The 20,211-nt window shown below is 60.3% G+C and carries 17 protein-coding genes and 1 other RNA gene; 3 read left to right on the top strand and 15 right to left on the bottom strand.

All coding sequences use genetic code 11. The features are described from left to right. Positions 1-19: 19 nt before the first annotated feature. Entirely contained in the window at positions 20-250 is a 231-nt protein-coding gene (locus tag FJ404_11765) for a fibronectin type III domain-containing protein (protein ID MBM3823541.1), read from the bottom strand. Positions 251-485: 235 nt separating this feature from the next. Here FJ404_11765 and rnpB point away from each other — a divergent pair. Then, an RNA gene (gene rnpB / locus FJ404_11760) (RNase P RNA component class A) lies at positions 486-879 on the top strand. 29 nt (positions 880-908) lie between these two features. After that, a complete protein-coding gene (locus FJ404_11755) occupies positions 909-1,499 on the top strand; it encodes a CDP-alcohol phosphatidyltransferase family protein (GenBank protein ID MBM3823540.1) in 591 nt (196 codons plus the stop codon). Between the two features lie 135 nt (positions 1,500-1,634). Here FJ404_11755 and FJ404_11750 read toward each other — a convergent pair whose 3' ends face one another. Further along, positions 1,635-3,119: a hypothetical protein gene (locus FJ404_11750; protein MBM3823539.1), complete on the bottom strand. Its 1,485-nt coding sequence runs from the start codon at positions 3,117-3,119 to the stop codon at positions 1,635-1,637. Positions 3,120-3,135: 16 nt separating this feature from the next. On the opposite strand from FJ404_11750, the gene FJ404_11745 reads away from it, so the two are divergent. Continuing rightward, positions 3,136-3,897, top strand: a complete 762-nt coding sequence (locus FJ404_11745; protein ID MBM3823538.1) for a hypothetical protein — start codon at positions 3,136-3,138, stop codon at positions 3,895-3,897. Positions 3,898-4,195: 298 nt separating this feature from the next. Here FJ404_11745 and FJ404_11740 read toward each other — a convergent pair whose 3' ends face one another. The 13 genes from FJ404_11740 to FJ404_11680 all read right to left on the bottom strand — a co-directional run. Then, entirely contained in the window at positions 4,196-4,861 is a 666-nt protein-coding gene (locus FJ404_11740; protein ID MBM3823537.1) for a PEP-CTERM sorting domain-containing protein, read from the bottom strand. A 155-nt stretch (positions 4,862-5,016) separates the two neighbouring features. Then, complete coding sequence (locus tag FJ404_11735; protein MBM3823536.1) at positions 5,017-6,048, bottom strand: DUF3500 domain-containing protein; 1,032 nt, start codon at positions 6,046-6,048, stop codon at positions 5,017-5,019. A 222-nt stretch (positions 6,049-6,270) separates the two neighbouring features. Further along, complete coding sequence (locus tag FJ404_11730; protein MBM3823535.1) at positions 6,271-6,690, bottom strand: rhomboid family intramembrane serine protease; 420 nt, start codon at positions 6,688-6,690, stop codon at positions 6,271-6,273. A gap of 170 nt (positions 6,691-6,860) precedes the next feature. After that, positions 6,861-7,907 (bottom strand): TIM barrel protein, encoded by a 1,047-nt coding sequence (locus FJ404_11725; GenBank protein ID MBM3823534.1) that lies wholly within the window; start codon positions 7,905-7,907, stop codon positions 6,861-6,863. Between the two features lie 242 nt (positions 7,908-8,149). Next, a complete protein-coding gene (locus FJ404_11720) occupies positions 8,150-9,535 on the bottom strand; it encodes a Gfo/Idh/MocA family oxidoreductase (protein ID MBM3823533.1) in 1,386 nt (461 codons plus the stop codon). Positions 9,536-9,546: 11 nt separating this feature from the next. After that, positions 9,547-10,980, bottom strand: a complete 1,434-nt coding sequence (locus tag FJ404_11715; GenBank protein MBM3823532.1) for a DUF1501 domain-containing protein — start codon at positions 10,978-10,980, stop codon at positions 9,547-9,549. Next, on the bottom strand, positions 10,970-14,020 hold the full coding sequence (locus tag FJ404_11710; GenBank protein ID MBM3823531.1) for a DUF1553 domain-containing protein: 3,051 nt from the start codon (positions 14,018-14,020) through the stop codon (positions 10,970-10,972). The genes FJ404_11715 and FJ404_11710 overlap by 11 nt, the downstream gene beginning before the upstream one ends. Positions 14,021-14,350: 330 nt before the next feature. Continuing rightward, positions 14,351-15,415 carry a hypothetical protein gene (locus tag FJ404_11705; GenBank protein ID MBM3823530.1) on the bottom strand — a complete coding sequence of 355 codons (1,065 nt, stop codon included), beginning with the start codon at positions 15,413-15,415 and terminating at the stop codon, positions 14,351-14,353. Beyond that, a complete protein-coding gene (gene mnmA, locus FJ404_11700; protein ID MBM3823529.1) occupies positions 15,363-16,463 on the bottom strand; it encodes a tRNA 2-thiouridine(34) synthase MnmA in 1,101 nt (366 codons plus the stop codon). Before mnmA ends, FJ404_11705 begins: the two co-directional genes overlap by 53 nt. Positions 16,464-16,590: 127 nt before the next feature. Continuing rightward, positions 16,591-17,292: a YceI family protein gene (locus tag FJ404_11695; GenBank protein ID MBM3823528.1), complete on the bottom strand. Its 702-nt coding sequence runs from the start codon at positions 17,290-17,292 to the stop codon at positions 16,591-16,593. Continuing rightward, positions 17,274-18,638: a Gfo/Idh/MocA family oxidoreductase gene (locus FJ404_11690; GenBank protein MBM3823527.1), complete on the bottom strand. Its 1,365-nt coding sequence runs from the start codon at positions 18,636-18,638 to the stop codon at positions 17,274-17,276. The genes FJ404_11695 and FJ404_11690 overlap by 19 nt, the downstream gene beginning before the upstream one ends. Before the next feature lie 252 nt (positions 18,639-18,890). Beyond that, positions 18,891-19,619 carry a hypothetical protein gene (locus tag FJ404_11685; protein ID MBM3823526.1) on the bottom strand — a complete coding sequence of 243 codons (729 nt, stop codon included), beginning with the start codon at positions 19,617-19,619 and terminating at the stop codon, positions 18,891-18,893. A gap of 282 nt (positions 19,620-19,901) precedes the next feature. Further along, positions 19,902-20,211: IS1380 family transposase (locus FJ404_11680; GenBank protein MBM3823525.1), on the bottom strand; the 310-nt coding region annotated here is incomplete at its 5' end.

The raw sequence follows: 20,211 nt of genomic DNA, 5'->3' as shown, positions 1-20,211 counted from the left end.
CACTCTCGAAATCCTTGTCCTAATAGGCCGTGACAAAAAAGAAATAGGAGGCCCCGGCACGCAACCCATCCTGCCTCCTCGTCGTCGCTTTCCGGTTGTCGACCCTGTTGGTGACTGCCTCCCCTCGAACCCCGTAATAAAGTCGATACCCGGCCACGTTGGTCTCGGTATTCGCGTCCCATGCCAAATGGACATAATCGACCGCCCCATGCCCCTCGAAGCCCGGCGCCAAAAGCCAGGCAACCAACATCCAGGCGACCCGCCCTCTCCCCCGCCCAGCCCATGCCGTAACCACATCATGAAATGTCTGAGAGCAATTCGCATGCCCAAACCGGGATTTCACCACGTTTGAAACCAACCTAAACTCTTCCATCCCATGATGATGAAGAAGCGAACCATCAGCACACGCCGGATTCAAGTTGTAAAACCAACCCGCTCTTGCGACTTCGAGTGGAAAACGTTACTGTAAGTTGCGCGTTGTGATCCCGGCGCGGCGGAGGATCGCTTCCGGCTCGCGCCGGGGGAGGAAAGTCCGAACACCGCAGGGCGCCCAGCCGCGCAACCGCGCTAACACGCGGATACGCGCGGGGCTTGGAATCGAAAGATTTCAAACACGGAAAGTGCCACAGAAAAAAAACCGCCAGCTTTCGGGCTGGCAAGGGTGAAACGGCGGAGTAAGAGCCCACCGCTTTCCGAGTAATCGGAAAGGCACGGAAAACCCCGCGGGGGTGCAAGGCCAAATAGGAAACCTTCGAAGCGGCCCGCTTCAGGCTCACGCCGGGTTTCGGGTACCGGCCGCTCAGACGAATGATCTTCGCTGTTCGCGGTTCTCACGAATCGCGACCGGAACAGAATTCGGCTTACAGCCGCGCCGGGATCTTGACGCGCAAACAGGCCGGACCAGCCTCATGATGACAACCGCCAACAAGATCACCATCGCCCGCGTCCTGCTCGTTCCGATTTTCGCCTCGGTTCTCTTCGAATACAGCCGGACCGGCGCCGAATGGCAGCGTCAACTCGCCCTCTCCTGCTTCGCCATCGCCGCCATCACCGACGCCGTCGATGGATACATTGCCCGGCGCTATAACCAGCGCAGCAAACTTGGATCCGTGCTGGACCCCATGGCGGACAAACTGCTTCTCGTCATGGGCCTCGCCTTACTGACCGCCTTGCAGCATCCCCATCTGGCGCCGCTGCCCACGTGGCTGCTCTTGACCGTGCTCAGCCGCGACGTCCTGCTCTTGATCGGACTCGCCGTCATCCACTTCACGTGCGGCCACGTTCGCGTCAAACCCCATTTCCTGGGCAAAATCGCGACCGTTTGCCAAATGTGCTGCATTTTCTGGGTCCTGCTCCAATGGAACCCCGCCTGGATCCGCCCCTGGTCCTTGGCGGCAGCCCTCACCACCGGAGCCTCAGGTGTGCTCTACATCATCGATGGGATCCGCCAACTCGGCGCAAGCCCGTCCAGCGGACCGGACCATCCCACGAAATCCTGAGGCGCATGGCGGCCACACTCGCGCCTCGAGATCCATTCGTTTGCCACCGCCGGCCCGCGGCGCTTGATCCTCGAAACGGCCATTCAGCCGCGTCGGGCAACCTCGCACTCGCGCGCGAAATGCATCACTTGCTCCTCAGCGTTTCCGAGCCGATGGATCCGGTCTGGACATCCAGATTTCAACCCACTTCAAACTCGCCGCCACGGCACGCTCCCCATCGTTCCGATTCACCCAGTAATCGTATTCCGACCTCAATACTGCCAGGTCAGTCGGGTAGGCGGTGGTGATTTCTCGAATTTGGGAGGCGGATTCTGCACGGGAAGCATTCGCGACGAGCCATCCCGCCACAATCCTGGCCAGCGTAACGTCCCGCGGTCCTCTTTTCCACCGTTCCCACCAGTCAGCGCTCCGCTCCAGCAAGGTGAGTTCCTCGAATCCCGATCCTGCCAATCCCTCGGCTCGTGAAGTCTCCTTCAAAACTCGATCCATCGCCTTCCAAGCCTCCACCGCCCGGCGCTGCGCCACCAAGGCTCGGCTTCGCCAATACTCCCCGCGCAAGCCTCCATCTTTGGGCACCGACCGGGCCGCCAACTCAGGCTGGCCAGCTCTCAGCCACCCCGCGCATTTCCATTCCCAGTCCACCTCGCCGTCGGGAATCCTTTCAAGGGCCAGGGACGCCAAGCCAGGCAATGAGCGTTCAAAGGCAAACTCAGCGAGTGCCTTCAATCCCTCCACACCGGGAAGGATCAACTCCCACAACCGGTCGCTGTTCCCTTCCAGCTTCCATCCCAGGTCCAAAAACTCCTGCTGCAGCGCAGCCGTCTTCGGCGCCCTCCGAAGAATCTCGGCCGCGCTCCGAGCATCCCTCAGCCCTAAGATCCGGCCTGCCTCCAGATGGAGCCGCGCGTTCCGTGGATTGATCCGCAACACAAGTTGAGCCGCCTCGCGAAGCGATTCCACATCCCGGCGAAACTCCGCGTCATGGGCCAGTAGTTCGAGTCGCGATTGCCAGTCCAGCCGACGCCACCCCAAATACCTCTGCATGGTCCGTCGGTGAGGTTCCCAAAGCTCAGATCTCGTTCCCAATTCAGCGGCGCGCACAACCTCTGCCGACGTCCTGAGCGCCCCCACTTGACGCTTCCACTCCCAGGGCCACCACCCCAAAGACGCTTCGATCAATCCCAGCCGCTTTCCAGGATCCGCCTCTCGCAAGGCAGTCTGCCAGTACCCGAATGAAACGAGCTGACCCACAGCGCCAGCCCCAACCCAGAGTGAAACTCCCAGCATCACAAGCTTCCCCACCCTCCCCGACGTGCACGCGGGAAAGTCTTCCCCTCGGAATCGAGCCGCGCTCCCCCGCAGCAGCCCAGCAAGCGCGGCAGCCAAAAAAAGCAGGGCGGGAATTTGAATCGGAAAATCGAGTGAACTGTGAAACGCCAACGCCCCCAGTGCCGCGACCAGACCCGCCTCCGCCACTCCATCCCGAAATAATCCCGTTCGAGCGCCGCGGAAAATGTTCACTCCCCAAAGGCCAATCCACACCCACACTCCCGCCATCCCCCACAAGCCGGATTCACACAACCCTTGCAGGTAATCGTTTTCCACATGGCGCAAAGCCACCTCCCCAAAGTATGTCTTGCCCGGGTTTACCCCCGACTCAAACGCCCCAACTCCTATTCCCACCCATGCGTGGCGAGACCACAAATTCAAAGCCTCCCGCCAGATCCAAGGTTTCGGATACGTCGAATCCAGTGCCGCCAGCCGATCCAACACCGCGGAACCCGACACAGAAAGCGCCAGCACAACCACGAAAACACCCCCCGCCAGCCACCTAGCCGCCGGCCAAGATCCCGCGAAGCTGTGGTTCCAGTTTCAATATCTCGAGAAGCTCGGGTTGACGGCCTACGCCAAGCGAACCTTGCTGGCGCTGAAAAAAACCGAGTCCTCTTCCAAACCCGTTTATCTCGCGCTCCTACGCATCCTGGAATTGGAGGGGAAACTCTCGTCTCTGATCGAGCTCGTTCGTGAAATGACTCAGAAATTCCCCTCGGATCTGGAACCTCAGAACGATCTCGCCTACCTCCAATTGCTCGCCAACCAGGACTTGATCCATTCATCCGCCATCGCGGAAAAACTCGTGTCGGCCAATCCCGACTGGATCTCCTTCAGGACCACTTTGGCCCTTGCCTATCTTCGGCATTCTGAACCCGAAAAGGCCGCGCAGGTTTATGCCGGACTAAAGATCGATTGGCCCAAAGCTCCTCCGGCATGGCGTGCGGTCCATGCCGCCGTCCTCGCCGCCTCCGGCAATCGAAGTGAAGCTCAGGTGCGAGCCAAGGAAATTCCAATCTCCCGGCTCCGCCGGGAAGAGCTCATGCTGATCGAAAACCTCCTGTGACTCCTTAACCTAAACGGAGCTTGTGGAGCGTGTCGAAGGTGCGCAAAGGCTTGAGCGAGAAATCCGCGATGCGCGACGAGGCTTATCCGATGAGGTGATCCGTCGAGTTGGGCAGAACGGCCTGATCGCCGGGTCCTCGCGCAGATTCATGAAGGCCATGGCCGTTTCCAGGATCATGCCTCAAGAAGAACTGCCTCAGATTCTTCCTCCGTCCGTCCTCAAGATCTCGACCCGCCCCCCCAAAAAAAACAGCGCGGACTTGCGTCCACGCTGCTTGAAAGGCTGGCGAAGCTTTGAACTAGGAATTCTTGCGGCGATAACCGGCTACTCCCATCAGAGCGAGTCCACCCAACACAAACGCCATCGTTGTGGGTTCGGGAACCGCTGTAATCCTCGCGCTGAAATTCGCAGGAGCCGATCCAGCGGCACTGCTCAGAACCGTCAAGGTCCAACCGCCGAAGGCATTCTTCTGCCAAAAATCATCGGCGCTCTTTCCGATCGACGGAGGACTGAAAAGTTGGACCTCGAATTTCTCACTACCGCTTAAACCGGCGGTGGCCAAGGTCCAAGTCAATTGATTCGGCAGCTTTACCCCTCCAATCTGGGAAAAGTCCAATGTCCCTTGACCCGTAGGAAGCGCGAATGGATCAGTCTCGAAGAGCAATGTCCCCGGAGCGCCTCCCGGACCATCATTCGCATACATCCGCACCAAGCCCTGCTTGGATGCAGCCGGTGCCAGACTCGCGTTGTACTCAAACTCAAAGCGATAAAGATCCCGGTTCAATCCCTGAAGGGAAACCTGATCGCCGAACTCCAAGGCGCTGCCGTAGCTCGCATTAAGGGGTACAGATGAATTGTTGTAAACAATCTCAAGCTGGCCTTGCGCATTCGCAGCAGTCCACGCAGCTGTGGTCGCAGCGATTGCCACGATTGTTTTCAGTAAGCCGTGCTTTGCGGTAGTCATATTGCGTTAAACTTGTTGTGGAAGAGCAGTTTGGTCTGAGCTTCGCTACAATCTGGTCTTTACGGAGGGGATTTTTAAAGAAGTTTCAAGCAACCGTCAAGGGCTAAAATGAGTATTTTCAGGACTTCGCGTTACCTTAACCGTTGGGCCACCAATCATTTATGTGGGGTAGTCTCGTAATGTTCCTTCAGCAAGTCCAATCCAAAATCATTCGAAAAGTCACGCCACACCGAATGGATGTGGTTGTTGTTGTTCTGGATATTGTCGTATTCCAACAAGAAAGTGTCGCTTTGAACTCGGTAATAATGCGCCTGACCGGGCTCGAATCCGCCCGCCCAGCCAAAATGCACACTCCGCCAACCCGCCGCTTCCAGTCGCTTCCAATCTCGCTCGGCAATTTCCGGCCGATTCCGAAACAAATAAACCCGAACCAACTTCTTGAGCTGATCTCGTTGTTCTTTGCTCATCTCGCCCCAGCCGAGGCCCGGCGGACTCAAACGGCTGGCCGTTCTGAACGACTCGCTCAAGATGTCCTTGGGAGCGGCCGTGTCGATCACCACCACTTTGAGCTGATGCGGCTTGAACATCTTCACCAACTTCCTCCCCTCATCCTCCTCCCCATCCAAAGTCCGCAACCCAGTTCGAATCCCAGCCAAAACCTTCGCCGGATTGGAACCAAAAAAGGAAGGGGTCATGCTGACCTTGCCAGCAGCCGTCACGGTGTAATTCAAAGCCAAGTGATGCCCCTCGAACCTCCAACCCCACGCCCTTCCCCGCGCTGGCTCCCCGAACACAGAGACAAAATAAAGTTCCGCGTCGCGGACAGGCCCTTTGCCCTGCTCCAATTCGTTGAGAATATCCTCCAAGCTGATCACGGTCATCGCCTTCAAAAACCCGTGCTGGCTCAATCCCGTCGAAACAATTCCTAAAGCCAGCGCTCGTTGGGCGGGCGTCATTTCCTTCAAGGGCAATCCTTTCCTCGCCTTCGGAATGAAAGCCCAGTTCTTCCTCTCGTCGTCACCGAAATTAGGAAACAAAGCCTTGCTGCGTTGATCCGAAGTCAGAGCGGCGAGAAATCGAGTCGCGGAAGCAACCATTTCCTCCGGCACATCGGCGCTTCCCGACCCTCCCAGCAACAAACTTCCGGCCAGCAGTAACGAGGCAATCATTCGATTTGAAGCATGCATGAAGCCATATCAAACAGGGTCGCGTCGAAAGGCAATCCAATTTCTCCCTTACTTGGGCCTCCGCCTCCCCCAATCCTCTTCCGAAAAGCTCGCCCGCCTCAAGAAACGGCGTCGAACCTCCCCTGGCTGCATCCCGCAGAAATCCAGCCGCCCCACGTCAACAGTTAAGGAGATTCCTCTCCGCCTTGCCCACAACAGCGTTCAGTCCGGAACGACTTCGACCTACTTCAATAACCGCCAGGCCGTCCAAACCCCCGCCAAAGCACCGCTCAAATGAGCTTCCCAGGATATCCTGCCCTCCTGCGGAAGCACTCCGTAAAAAATGCCCCCAAACCCCACCAAGACAACCAGCGCAACTCCAATGGATCTCCAAGTCTGCGCGAAGAACCCCGCTACGATCAAATAACTCGCCACGCCAAAAATGATGGAACTCGCCCCCAAATGAATGGTGCCCCCCTTCCAATGAGCCAAGTCCCCAATCCGCTCCACACCCAGATCCAAAGCAACGCCGCTGCCGGACGTAACTTGGGATCCGCCCCCAGGAGTGTCAGCAAGACCACCAGAGGAAGGGCGTTGGCCGCCCAATGTCCAAATCCCCCATGCAGGACAGGAGCAAAGAGGATTCCACGCAGGCCCACCCATTCCCTCGGGATAATCCCCAAGGTATCGAGGGGATAAAGGCGAAGGAAATCCAGAAGTTCCAGGACCGCGAGGGCCAAGCAGAAAACAACACTGCCCTTGAGCGAACCCGAGAATCGATCATTCCGGCCCGGCATAGTCGTGGCGCCGCCGTCCATCGACGCCCCGCGGCATCATCCTGACTTGCCCAACAAGTGCTCAATCACCATTTGATCCAGCGCCTGGTAATCGCGCTGCGCCACCAGCCTTGAAGCCGCCGCATTGTCGAAACTCCGCGCTTTTTCAAGAAGCTTCAAAAAGGTCCGCCGGCTGTTGTTCAAATGATCGAGCCAATGTTCCGGATGCGTCGTTCGAAACGGATGCACGTCGAAACACACGAATTCGCCCTTTTTCCCATAGCCATTGCGCTCCAGGGCTCGCACCTGATTGAAAGCCACGCGAAGATTGTTGCTCCCAAACGGCTTGTCCTGGTCGAACTTCAAACCATTCTGATCGTTCAGGTGCAGCGACCAGAGTTTTCCAAAAGACATCGCGAAATCAATTTCGTCGGCAGGATCAAGCCCCGCCAAAATCGCGTGGGCGGATTCAATCAAACAACCGACGCGTTTCGGGTCCACCGCGAGTTGGGCCAGCGCGAGGGCGTGGCCAATCGTTGGAATGTAGGCGTGATCCATCGGTTCGTTCGGCTTGGGCTCAATCGCCAGCCGGATGCGCGAGTCGTGTTTGAGCATCGCGTCCAGTGCTTCCACCAGCAGATCCACGCTGCGACGCCCGTTCTTCGCCTCGCGCAGATAGGTTCCCTCCCGCGCCAGCCACAACACGAGCAAATCGGTTCCCATGGCCCGCGCGATGTCGATGGACTGTTTGGATCGATCGATGGCGTACTGCCGGTGTTTCTTGTCGTTGCTGGTGTAAGCCCCGTCGATGGTCTTCGGACTGAACCACAGCCGGGGAGCCACCATTTCGGCCTTGATCCCTTCTCCGTCCAGCCGCTTCTTCAGCGCCTTCGCCTCCTTCAAGACCTGTGCGGAGGATTTGCCGTCGATATCCGGCACCGCGTCGTCGTCGTGAAACATCATGGCGTCATAGCCATGCTTCTTCAGTTCGGCCAGTTTCCAGTCGAATGACTGGGGTGGCCGCGTGGGCGGGCCGTAAGGATCCTGGCCTTCGCTGATATTCCAAGGTCCGAAACAAAACCGGTAGGGATTCGATTGAGCCATAGTCAGACGCGGATGCAAAACGCGGGAGCCGATATTTACGAAGGCTGAAGGACGATGCAATCTCGGACTTTGGCGGGAATCCTTGCCTCCTTGCCCAAGCACGCGGTGGATCCTCCCATGGCCGGACGGGACGGAGCGGTGGCGGCGATTTTACTTCGCCCACCTGGGGCGTGAACTTCGGTGAGTCCCGGCACGGTCGGTCCTGGCAGCTCCAGCAACGTCACTCCAACGCACCAGCTTCATCAAATCGTCCAAGGCGCCCGATGCGGGCGGCTGAGCATGCGGTTCGCCTCGTCGTCCTTCACGAATCGCTCCTTCTTGGGATCCCACTTCAAATCACGTCCCAATTGCATGGCGATATTTCCCAGGTGAGCCAGCGTGATCGAGCGGTGCGCGACTTCGCACGGCGCGACCGGCTCCTTTCGCGAGAGCACGCAATCGATGAAGTTTCGGAAATGATCCCGGCTTTCGTATAAACGCGTTTCACGTTCTCCCATGGTGGAACTCCACAACGACTCGGGCTCGGTCCGCTGGCGGCCCCGCGACACGTAAACCTTTCCTTCCGTGCCCTCGAACGTCACTCCCATCTCGAACTTGTCCGAGATCAACAGCCGCACCCCGTTCGCGTAAACACACTCGAAGCTATACTCGGTGGCCGTGTTCCAGAGATCGCTCCGGGGCGGAAACTTGCCGTGCGCATTCTTGATCTCCACCGGCCCGGTCCGCTCCGTCCCCATCCCCCACTGCGCGATGTCAGGATGATGCCCGCCCCAGTCGGTCAACTGCCCACCGGAGTAATCGAGGTTCCATCGAAAATTCACATGACACCGAGCGGGCGCGTAGGGTGCCGCCGGGGCCGGCCCCAGCCAGAGGTCGTAGTGAAACCCCTCCGGCACAGGTTCGGGTGCCTTGCGCTGGCCGGTCTTTCCGTAATCGGGGTGCCCCGAAGGGAGGCCGCACTTCACGGTTTTCAATGTCCCAAGCCTTCCGTTGCGAACGAGCTCGCAGGCGTGCCTGAAATTTCGCTCGGAACGCTGCTGGCTGCCGGTCTGGAAAACGCGCTGGTACTTCTTGACGGCCTTGGCCATGGCCCGCCCTTCGGCGATGGTCAGCGCCAGCGGCTTCTGGCAATACACGTCCTTGCCCGCTTTGCACGCGGCAATCGCTTGCACCGCGTGCCAGTGGTCCGGCGTCACAATCTGCACCGCGTCAATGTCCCGCCGGGCCAGTAATTCCCGAAAGTCCACATACGTGTCGCAGCCACGATAGGACCCCGAGGGACTGGCCTTGGCGTAGTGCTCCTCCACCAACCGCCGTCCCGGTTCGCGCCCGCCGACGGCCCCGTTCCAATATCCGCCGCTCTCGCGATTCACATCGCACACCGCCACGATTTGCACACGCTCGTCCCGGATCATCGACCGGATGTCATTGAACCCCTGATTGCCGGTCCCGATCACGCCGATTTGAATGCGCTGGTTGGCGGAGGGACGCCCGGCCTGTCCGAGGGCGGAAGCGGGGATGATGGCCGGAAATCCCAGGACGGCGGCGGCGGCGGCGGATCGGCGCAGGAAAGCACGGCGGTTGGTCCGGGGGGTCTGGGTGGGGGATGGGTCCGAGGGAGGATTCATAGGATTGTAATTCAAGCCAGCAGGCCGTGCAGCACCTTCCCGTGAACATCGGTCAAGCGACGGTTGATCCCATTGTGATAGAAGGTGAGCCTTTCGTGATCGATGCCGAGCAAATGCAGCAGCGTCGCGTGCAGATCGTGAATGGAAACCGGATTTTCAGAAACGAAGTAACCCACCTCGTCGGTCTGGCCGTAGCGGAGGCCTTTCTTCAATCCCGCACCCGCCAGGAAACACGTGAAGGCGGTCGGATGATGGTCGCGCCCGGTGGCGTTCAGTCCCTGGGTCGCCGGGCCCCGGCCAAATTCGGTGGTCCACAGGAAAACCGTGTCTTCAAACAATCCCCGCTGCTTGAGATCCTTGATCAGCGCCGCCACCGGTTTGTCCATGGTGCGGGCCTGGTTGTCGTGATTCTCCTTCAAGTTCTCGTGCCCGTCCCAATTGATGCGGGGACTGCCGAAGGCGCCTCCGTTGAACACTTGCACGAATCGAACCCCGCGTTCGATCAGACGCCGGGCCATCAGACAATTCCGGGCGAACCCTTGATTCGATTCCTCCGCTAAACCATAAAGCTGCCTCACCGACTCCGGCTCGGCATCGAGGTTCAGCGATTCCGGAATGCTCGATTGCATGCGCGCGGCGAGTTCATACGACCGCAATCTTGCCCCGAAGGCGCCCTCGCCCGGATGCGCCTCCGCAAAATGGCGATTCATCGCGTGCAGAAAATGGAAATCGGCCTCGCGCCGGCCGGGTTCAATCGAGCTCGGCGTGTGCAAGTCCGCCACCGGCTCCTTCGAGGTGGTGCGGAAAGGCACGCCCTGATGGTTGGCCGGCAAAAACCCCGCGGTCCAGTTGATGGACCCGCCCGCGATAAGTCCCCGTGGATCGGGCAGCACCACAAACGCGGGGAGATTCTCGTTTTCGGTGCCCAGCCCGTAGCTCAGCCATGCGCCCATGGACGGAAAACCGTTCATGGTAAATCCGCTGTTCATTTGGAACGTGGCCGGCGTGTGGTTGTTGCTCTTGGCGACCATGGAATGCACGAACGCGAGTTCGTCCACACACTGCCCAAGGTTCGGGAGCAGGCTGGAAACCCAGGCGCCGCTTTGACCATGCCGCGCGAATGCATACGGGCTCTTCATCACCTTGCCCGGCTGACCGAAGAATCCCAGGTTCTCGCCTTTGCCCTCCAGCGTCTTGCCGTGCCACTTTTCCAGTTCGGGTTTGAAGTCGAAGGTGTCCAGATGGCTGACCCCGCCACAACAGAAGATCTGCACGATGCGCGTGGCCTTGGGCTTGAAATGGGGCTTCCGAACGGCTCCCGCTCCGGCGGAGCCCCACGCGTCATGGTGCAAAAGCCAGCTCAAAGCCGCCGCCCCCAGGCCTCCCGCAGAAGCCGAGAGAAAATGCCGGCGCGGCAACAATGGCGAAGCATCCTCAACGCGCATAAACAAACTCCGTCGAATTGAACAAGGCCCACGTGACACTGGCAAGGCCGCGTTCCCGCGCCACGACGAGGGCGGCCCCAGCCTCATGCTCGGTGGGCCGACGGCCCAGCACCAGGCGATAGGCCTCGTCCACCGCCCTGGCTGGCCGCCCGTCCGCGCTCGCCTCGCAGCGTTCGGCCAAACGCCTGGCCTGTCGCAGGACGAAGGAATTGTTCATCAATCCCAGGGCTTGCAACGGAGTGGTGGTGGATCCCCTTCGCGGGGTTTTTACGGACGGATCCGGACAATCCAACGCGTCCAGCAATGGCTCCTTGCCCGAGTTCACGTTCATTCGATAGACCGTCCGGCGGTTATAATCCGCACCGGTCTTGTCCACCGGAACATACGCATTCGCGGGAAACTTGAGGGCTTCGAAGGGACGAAAACTCGGACCGCCCATGACCCAGTTCATTTCGCCGGAGGCCGTCAGCATCGAGTCGCGAATGACTTCGGCTTCCAATCTCCGGGGCGCAAAACGCCAGAGCAACCCGTTCTCGGCGTCGGCTTCGCCCGCATGGGGGTCGTAATGCGAATCTTGACGATAGGTGGCCGAGAGCAAAATGACCCTGTGCAGTGCCTTGAGACTCCATCCTTGATCCCTGAAAAAACACGCCAGCCAATCAAGCAACTCGGGATGCGTGGGCTTGCTTCCACTGGAGCCGAAATCGTTCGGCGTCGAAACCAAGGCTTGGCCGAAATGCCATTGCCATACCCGATTGACCATCACCCGGGCGGGCAGTGGATTTGCCGGGTCCGCGAGCCAGTCCGCAAACCGCCGCCTGCGTTCGCCCTCGGGCGCGTCCGCCGCGAGCCCAAAGTCAGCGTTCGCACCGAGCAACACGGACAGGGCTCCGGGACGAACGACGTCTCCGGGCGATTTGACATCGCCGCGCTTCAAGAACCTGGCCGGCGCAGGCTGCACTCGGGCGCCCACATAACTCACCGGGGACGGACGCACGCTTTCCATCTCCTGGCGCAGCCGTTTCTCGCGCTCAAGCGCCGCGCGATGCCCGGCTCGTTCCCCCTCGGACAACTGGCTCAGGATTTCATCCATCGACACCGCATTGGCCGAACTTCGGAACAGTTGCCGAACGTCCTCCGCACTTAAGGCGCGATCATAAAGCGCCGCGTGGCGAAGGATTCCAGTCATGTAGGGATTCCCACCCCCGCTGTGCCGCATGCCCAGCAGGATGCGGGAGGTTCCCGCGGGATACGATTGCAGTGGCGAGGCCGTCTTATAGGGTTTGCCATAGGGTTCGCCATTCCGGAACAGAGCGATCGTGCCGTCGGCGCCGTACACCGCCGCCATGTGGACCACCCCCCCTGGCGCGGTGCTTTCTTCGGGCGCTTCCAAATCCCGGGTTCGCTCAAATCCACTGCTGCCTGCAATCCATTTGCGCTCCTGCCGCTCCCCAAAGACGATGGCATCAAAGACGCGCCCCTCTTCCTTCTCGATCGAAATCACACCGCCGCCCCGTTGATCCAAGGTGTCCAGCGCCACCCAAGCCTCCAGCGTCTTTTCCCGAATCTCGCGATCCAATGGGTCGGATTGGAAGTAACTCCCGGGACGGTCCAGGACCAAGCTTTGTCTCGCAACCACCGCGCCTCCTCGCAACGCTCCGCCGGACTCGGCATGCGCAAATTTCCAAACGGGCACAAGCGGCGGTGTGGTCTCGGCCGACCTCGCTTCGACGGAGACCCTCGCGCTCCATCGTTTCCAGCCCAAACTTTCGAAGGACATTCGGCGCTCCCTCGCCTCCCCGCCGAGTCGTCGTAAATGGTCCAGGCGCTCCTCGCGGGTCTTTTTCTCCTCTTCCGAGGCGATCACCCGTTCCCCATGCTTGATGCCGTCGAACACCGCGCGCACGCGATAGTATTCCTCCTGCGGGATCGGATCGAACTTATGGGAATGGCAGCGGGCGCAATTGACCGTCAGCCCGAGGAAGGTCTGGCCGACCACACCCACCAAATCTTCCATTTCTTCCTCCCGGGTGATGGCCTTTTGCGTGGCGTTGGCCTGGCTGTTGCCGGCTTCGTCCCACGGGCCGCAGACCAGCAGGCTGGTGGCGATGAGAGCGTCTTTCGAGCGGGGGTCCAAAACATCCCCCGCGATCTGCTCGCGCATGAACTGGTCGTAAGGCTTGTCCCGATTGAAGCTCTCGATGAGATAATCGCGATAGTGCCAGGCGTTGTCCCTCAATTTGTCGTATTCGAAGCCCTGGCTTTCCGTGTACCGCGCCACGTCCAGCCAATGCCTCGCCCACCGCTCGCCATATCGCGGCGAGGCCAACAGACGATCCACCAGCGCCTCGTAACTCCGCGGCGAGGAATCACGAACGAACGCGTCGATTTCATCGGGTCTCGGTGGCAGTCCGTGCAAATCCAGCGTCAACCGGCGAATCAAGGTTTCTCGTCGGGCGGCACGCGACGGACGAAGTCCGGCGGCCTTCAACTTCGCCCGCACGAAACGATCAACGGGATTCAAGGGAGCGCCCTCCACCGGACTGTCCACGGCTGGGAGGTTTGGTGGGTGCAGAGGCTGGAACGCCCAATGGGAACTCCCGGCAGGACGCCCCGCTTCGTCGGGCCAGGGAGCGCCTTGCTCGATCCACCCTCTGAGCAGGCTCACCTCCTCTTTCGACAAGGGCTTGCCCTTGGGCGGCATGATCTCGTCCGCCTTCAGCCCCGCCACGCGCTGGAGCAAAAGGCTTTGGGCGCTCGTGCCCGGCACGATCGATGGTCCACTGTCGCCGCCTCGCATCGCCGCGCGCTTGTCGTCGAGCCGCAAGCCGCCCTTCTGTTTGTCCGGACCGTGACACTCGTAACAGCGGGCCGAGAGGAGAGGGCGCACGTCCTCGAGGAAATGGACCGGCTCGGTTCGAGCCGGAGGCAGCTCGTTCGCCGTCGCTGGTGCTGCCATAGCCAGGCTCCATGCGATCGCCCCGGCCATGACGAAGCGGATTCGCATCGTCGCATGCATCGGTTGAACTCGATGGACCATGGGTAGTGGAGACCTGGGGAGGATGCCGGAATCCCCCCCGCTCGTCGATCCTGTTTTGCTCTGCTGACCGACCCCCGGTGCATCTAGAGTTTGTCGGTGACCGGGTTGTCGAGGTAACGCAGACAGCCTTGTCTGCTGTTTCGCAGGCTGCCCAGCCTGCGGGGCGACGAAGGAAACCAGGCGCGTGGAGAACCTGGAAGGGCCTCGTTCTTCACCCGCCGGGCCGACGGGCCGTCGGCGATACGGCAGGCTGGGCAGCCTGCACCACACGACAGAAAACCTTGGGAAGCACCGACTGACCCCGTGCCCCGGCACCGCATGGCGCGGGTCTCACCGATCCCGAAATCGTTGGTGACATTCCGCGCAGTGCCGCCCGGCCTTGTTCATGACCTCTCCCAGCGTTCGCTTCCAATCCGGACCTCGGGCAGGGAGGTCCAGGCGCAAGGTTTCATAGAGCTCCCTCGCGCCTTGTTCCGCAGCCCGCAACGCGTCGCGAAATCCTTCCCTTTCGACCACACTTCCTCCCAGGCGCCACATTTCCCGATAGGATTCGGCGAGGATCAGGGCCATCGCCGCCGGCGAACCCTCCGTGCGCAGGTTCTCCTCCACCCAGCCTTGTTTCTGAAACGCCTTGAGCCGGTCCCAAGCTTGATCAATGCCCGCCATGGTTTCGACGGTCCGCGGAACGATCGCCACCGCCGGAAAATCGGGCGACACACGTTCCAAGTCCTCGCGGCGAGGCGGTTTGAACTCGGCGTTCACACGGAAGAGGCCTGGGTAATCGGGCGAGGTGCCCGCTTGCTTCATCCAGGCCAGGGCACGTTCCGGCGTCCACCCTTCGGTTCCCTGGCAAATGACCCCCACCGCCGCCGCGACACGATGGCGTCCGTGATGGCAATGAACGAAGACCGGGCCGTTCACGGTCGAGACGGCCTTGATCAAACGGAGCACGATGTTGGACGGAATGCCTTCGTATCCGTGGGGCAAATGCACGTAACGCAGGCCGTAACGGGCCGCCGTCTCAGGGTCCGGCTTCGTTCCATCGACAGAGATAATCGTCTTGATCCCCCAATCGCGCAGTTGAGCAAACGCCGGTTCGCCTTCCGGATGGCCTCCCGAATAGATCCTGGGCGTGACGCGAAATGCATTTTCAATCCCCACGCAGTTCAACGGTTCGGCTGCTTTCTCGTCGCCGAGGGCTCCGCCGCTCAACCATCCGAGAAGCAGGGCGGCCAGACTCAACCGGAACGTGCTGGCTCGCCGCCAAGTTCTTGCAAGGGCGTCCGAACCCAAAGCTGACCCGAGCGGCGAGCTCATCGTTCTGATCAACCCCCTCCGAGCCTCAAGCAGCCCGCCCGCCCCCGGCGATCCAGCCCCCCCCCACGACCAAGTCATCCTGATAAAGCACGCAGGCCTGGCCGGGCGTAATGGCTCGTTGCGGCTCGTGCAAGATGACTCTTGCCCGGCCCGCCTCCATGGGGAGGATGGTGGCCGGCGTGCCGGGATGATTGTAGCGAATCTTGGCCATGGCTTCGATGCTCGGTTGCGGCGTTTCAAACGGAATCCAATTGCAACGCTCGATCAGGAACTCCGCTTTGTCCAATTGGGATTCGTCTCCCACCACCACGCGATTGCGCGCCGGATCCAACTCCAAAACGTAAAGGGGCTTCGGACTCGACAGCCCCAGCCCCTTGCGCTGGCCAATCGTGTAAAACTCGATGCCGTCATGACGTCCGAGCACCTCGCCCCGGGTGTTGACGATCTCTCCCTTGTGCTTCTCCACCAGTTTGGATTGCTCGAGAAACTTCCCGTAGTCGTTGTCCGGCACGAAGCAAATCTCCATGCTTTCCTCTTTTTCCGACGTGCGAAGCGAGTGATCGCGAGCAACGCCGCGGGTTTCGGTCTTGTTCAGTTCTCCCAAGGGAAACAACGCACGCGCCAGTTGATCCTGCCGCAGCGAAAAAAGAAAATAACTTTGATCCTTGCGCGGATCCCGTCCGCGCCGCAAAAGCACCCGCCCGCCGTTCCCCGCATGCTCGACGCGCGCGTAATGCCCCGTGGCGATGTAATCGGCGCCCAACTGCCCCGCCCGGCGAATCAAGGTCCCGAACTTCAGTTTCTCATTGCACATCACGCAGGGATTCGGCGTCCGGCCCGCCCGGTATTCCTCCGCAAAATACGCAATGACTTCTTTCTGAAAATCCGCGGCCTCGTCGATGAGGTAAAAGGGGATGCCCAACTTGAGCGCGACGGAACGGGCGTCCATGACCGCTTGCGGGCCGCAGCACTTGTCTTCCGCCCGTGAAATGCAATCCTGCGGCCAGAGTTTGAGGGTGACGCCCACCACGTCGTAGCCTTGCTCAAGGAGCAAAGCCGCCGCCGCCGAGGAATCAACGCCTCCGCTTAATCCGACGACGACTCGCGGTTTTTGGGTTTCCGGCATGGGACGATGCCTCGTGGGGACGGATCAGGAGTAAGCTCGGGATCGAAGCGCAAGACCGAGTGCTCTCCCAAGCAAAACGCCCGGCGCGCGGGGCCGGGCGTTTGCCAAGAAAGAGGCATCAGCCCGCTTACGGAGCTTTCTTCGTGATCCACTCGAAAGTGACTTTGACTTCCTCGCTGGTCTTGATCATGCCCAGGGCGACTTTCGGGGCCGGCGGGGCGATGCCGAAGTCGGTCATCTTCACCGGTGTCGCTCCCCTGGCCTTCAAGGCATCACCGTCACCTTTCTCAATGGCCACGACCATCGAGATCGGCTTGGTCTTGCCTGAAACCGTGAGTTCGCCCTTCGTGTCGAACTTGATCGGATCCCCGGCCTTGCGGGCCTCCTTGCTCAGGGTCATTTCCTTGAGTTTATATTCGATCTTCGGGTGCTCGGTTTGCTTGATGGCCTCGTACATGACCTTGTCCATGAGCGTTTTGCCGCTCTTGAGCGTGCGCACCGGGATGGAGACCTCAACTTTGGGCACCACCTTCAGCGCGGGCGGCGTGGCTTGCGAGGGATCAAGCGGATAACTCGACTCCCACTCCATGAAGCCCGCGATGATCTGGCTTTCCACGGTCCAGTCGTGGATGTTCGAAGTTCCGTCCAGCTTCACCTTGCTGCCCGGCTGGGACTCGTACTTGACCCTGTCCTGGGCATGGGCGGAAACGAACAGGCCGGCGGCCAGCAAGCAGGCAGCGAGGGCGGTGGCGGTGCGCGAGGTGAATTGCATAGTTCTTTTCAGTGAGACGCGGCAGGCGCTCGAATTCTTCAGCCGATGTCGAACCATTCCTTGCTGAAGGGAATGCGTGTCCTTTTCTGGATGGCCTGATTGGCGACGATGGCGGTCACGGCTGCCTCGTAGCCTTCGCGATAGCCCGCGGCGGGCTGCCGCTTGATCGAGGCGAGATATTTGACCAAAGCGGGCGTGTCGTTGGGGTTGAAGGTGGCGTTGAAGTCTTCCACACCGGTCTTCAACTCGTTCACGTTGATCAAGAACGATTCCAACGCGAAATGGAGCGGGTTCTCCGCAAAAGGCGCTTCCTCGACGGGCTTGTCGCCTTGAGCCACGAGCTTGGTGGCGTTGGCCACCAGGGCGATGCCCGTTTCCTTGTAAAAAGTGTCTTTGCGCGCGTACACCTCCCACCCGAGCAAGGGCGCGTCCACTTCCTTGAACATCCAGGCCTTGTTCTGCCGGAGCATGACGGCCGCGTCAGTGCCGTAAATCATCTCGTAATCAGCGTCAAACGAGTTCGCCAGTGAGGCGCTGTAATTGAGCATCACATGGCCCGGAAACTCAAAAGACGCATGCACGGTATCCGGCACGTCCCGGCCGTCGTTCCACTGCACGATGTGGCCATGGCCGGTCACCGCCACGGGACGGGCATTCATGAACCAACCCAGCACATCGATCTGATGCATCCCGATTTCTCCCACCAACCCCAGCGAGGTTTCGGAACGGAGCCGCCAGTTCACCGCGAGCTCGCGCTCGGGATTCGGCGAGGCCTGCCGCCAGCTGGTTTTCTTTTGCCACTGAGCCCGTGCATAGACATTGCGCCCGGCGGCGCCGGCCCGCACGAAATCCAGCAAGAACCGCCGCTGCGGATCCGACCGCATTTGTAGTCCGCTTTGAAACACGAACCTAGGGTGATCCTGGGCTGCTTTGGCAATGGCCCGCGCGTCCTCAATCGTGTTGGCCAGCGGCGCCTCGCAATAGACGTGTTTGCCCGCCGCCAGGGCGTCCAGCACGATCTGTTTGTGTTGGTGCGACGGTGTGGCGATGACGACCGCTTCCACGTCTTTGCGTCCAAGCACCTGCTTGTAGTCCTCCGTGGGCTCCGCCTTCGGCGCGAGATCCTTGGTCCTGCGGAGCATCGCGGGGTAGGTGTCGCAAGTGGCGACCACCGAGGCGTTTCCCAGCAAGGCCAGGTGCCGCAGGATTTCCCGCCCGTGCTGGCCGCACCCGATGAGAGCGACGTTGACGGGATCCCCCGCATACGTCTTCTCGACTTTAGGGTCCGGCACGTTCTGCGCTCGCAACTCCACGGTGCCCAGCATCACCATCAATGAGGCGAAGGAGCCATCGCGGAGAAAATCCCGGCGGTTCAAATCAATGGTTTCGGTCTGGCTTTTCATGATCAAACACGAGCGTACGGCCCCGGAGTTCCCCGGAGCGCCGCTGGACGATCATGATTAGCCGAGGCACCGCCACATTGCAAGGGGCAGACTCAAACCCTCATTCGTTCTCATTTTGGTGGGTAGGGCGCGTCACTCCGTGCGCGCCGCCTTGGGAAACACCCGGTTTCGGCGCGCAGCGGAGTGCGCGCCCTACCTTGATCAGTCAAAGTGAGAGCTGCTGCTCGAAGACCCTCGCCGTTGGAACGTCCCTTAATCGGCCGCCTCAAGCAACATTTCGCGGGTATAATAAAGGATGCGGCCGCAATTGGGGCAGGTCATGACTTCTTGCTGGCCCTGGCAGCTGACGATGATCTGGAAAGGCAACTTCATGTGGCACCCGCCGCAAGCGCGCCGGTCCACGCCCACCACCGCGTTCTCGCCTTTGTGCTTGAGCAGGCGCTCGTAACGGCCACGCGTGCCTTCCTCCACCGCTCCAGCCAATGCTTCCCGGCTTGAGGCCAAGCCTTCCAACTCCTTCTTGAGATTGGATTCTCGAACGCCGAGATCGGCCATCAACTTGTCGGCGTGGCTCTTGGCCTCGGCGAGTTCCTTGTTGGCGGCGTGGAGCGCGTGTTGGGCCACTTCGGCCTTTTCCATGAACTCAATCTGGGCGTCGTCCAATTTGAGGATCGCCTGTTTGCAGGTCTCGATCTCGTGCGCCAGCGCCCGGTACTCCTCGTTCTTCTTGGTTTGCAGCTGCTGGGAGGCGTACTTTTCGATCTGGCTCTTCTTGGCCTCCACTTCGAGCTCGAGCTTCTTGCGCTCGGACTCAAGATGCCGGGCGGCGAGCTTGGCCTGATCGACCTTGGTTTGAGCGGACGAGCTCCGGGTTTGCGCGGACTGCCGTTCGATGGCCACTTCCTCGAGTTCCCGGCGCAAGCGGTGCAACTTCCGATCGCGATCCTGCAGGATGAGGAGTTTTTCGATGACTTCGAGCATGGGCGCGTGTTTGTTGCCTGAGACGTTATCTGCGCGCGCGCCCTCGCGTCAACGGAATGTCCTAGCCCGCATATTTCATGGCGCGATCGATTTTAGGAATTTGGAGGGCAAGATTTTCCTGAGACGCGGCGGAATGGGCGTTGGAGGGCTGGTGGGGGGGTGACGACAAGGGGGAACGGCGGTATCGCGGGTGAAAACTCGACTTTGCGGGCGTTTTTGACGACGGCGCAGCCTTCGGAGATTTTCCGAATCCCAATCGCCTACGGGTTGTGGTGTCGGCGGCTAATCACTCCACAAGGCCGCGGCCATCAGCCGCTGCTGGCAGAGTCGAAAAAGCTCCTGCCTCGCAAAGGCGCTGCTGATCTGAATGTAGACCCGGCGCACGCTCACGGTCACCTGGGCCGCCACTTTCATGAGGTGCAACCCAATCGTGCCGACCGTGGCTTGGGCCAGTTCTGTTCCAGCCAAGCCCAGGGTGCGCACTCGTTCCATGAGCAAATAGGCGAAAGCCGACAGCCACAGCCGCAGTTGATTGCTGGCCATATGATGAGTGCTCATGCGATCGGCGTGCAAGTCGAGCACCTGTTGCTTG

Source organism: Verrucomicrobiota bacterium (genome assembly GCA_016871495.1).
Taxonomy (GTDB): Bacteria; Verrucomicrobiota; Verrucomicrobiia; order Limisphaerales; family VHDF01; genus VHDF01.
The sequence above is the reverse complement of the archived record's forward strand: the minus strand, read 5'-3'. Positions and strand labels throughout refer to the sequence as shown.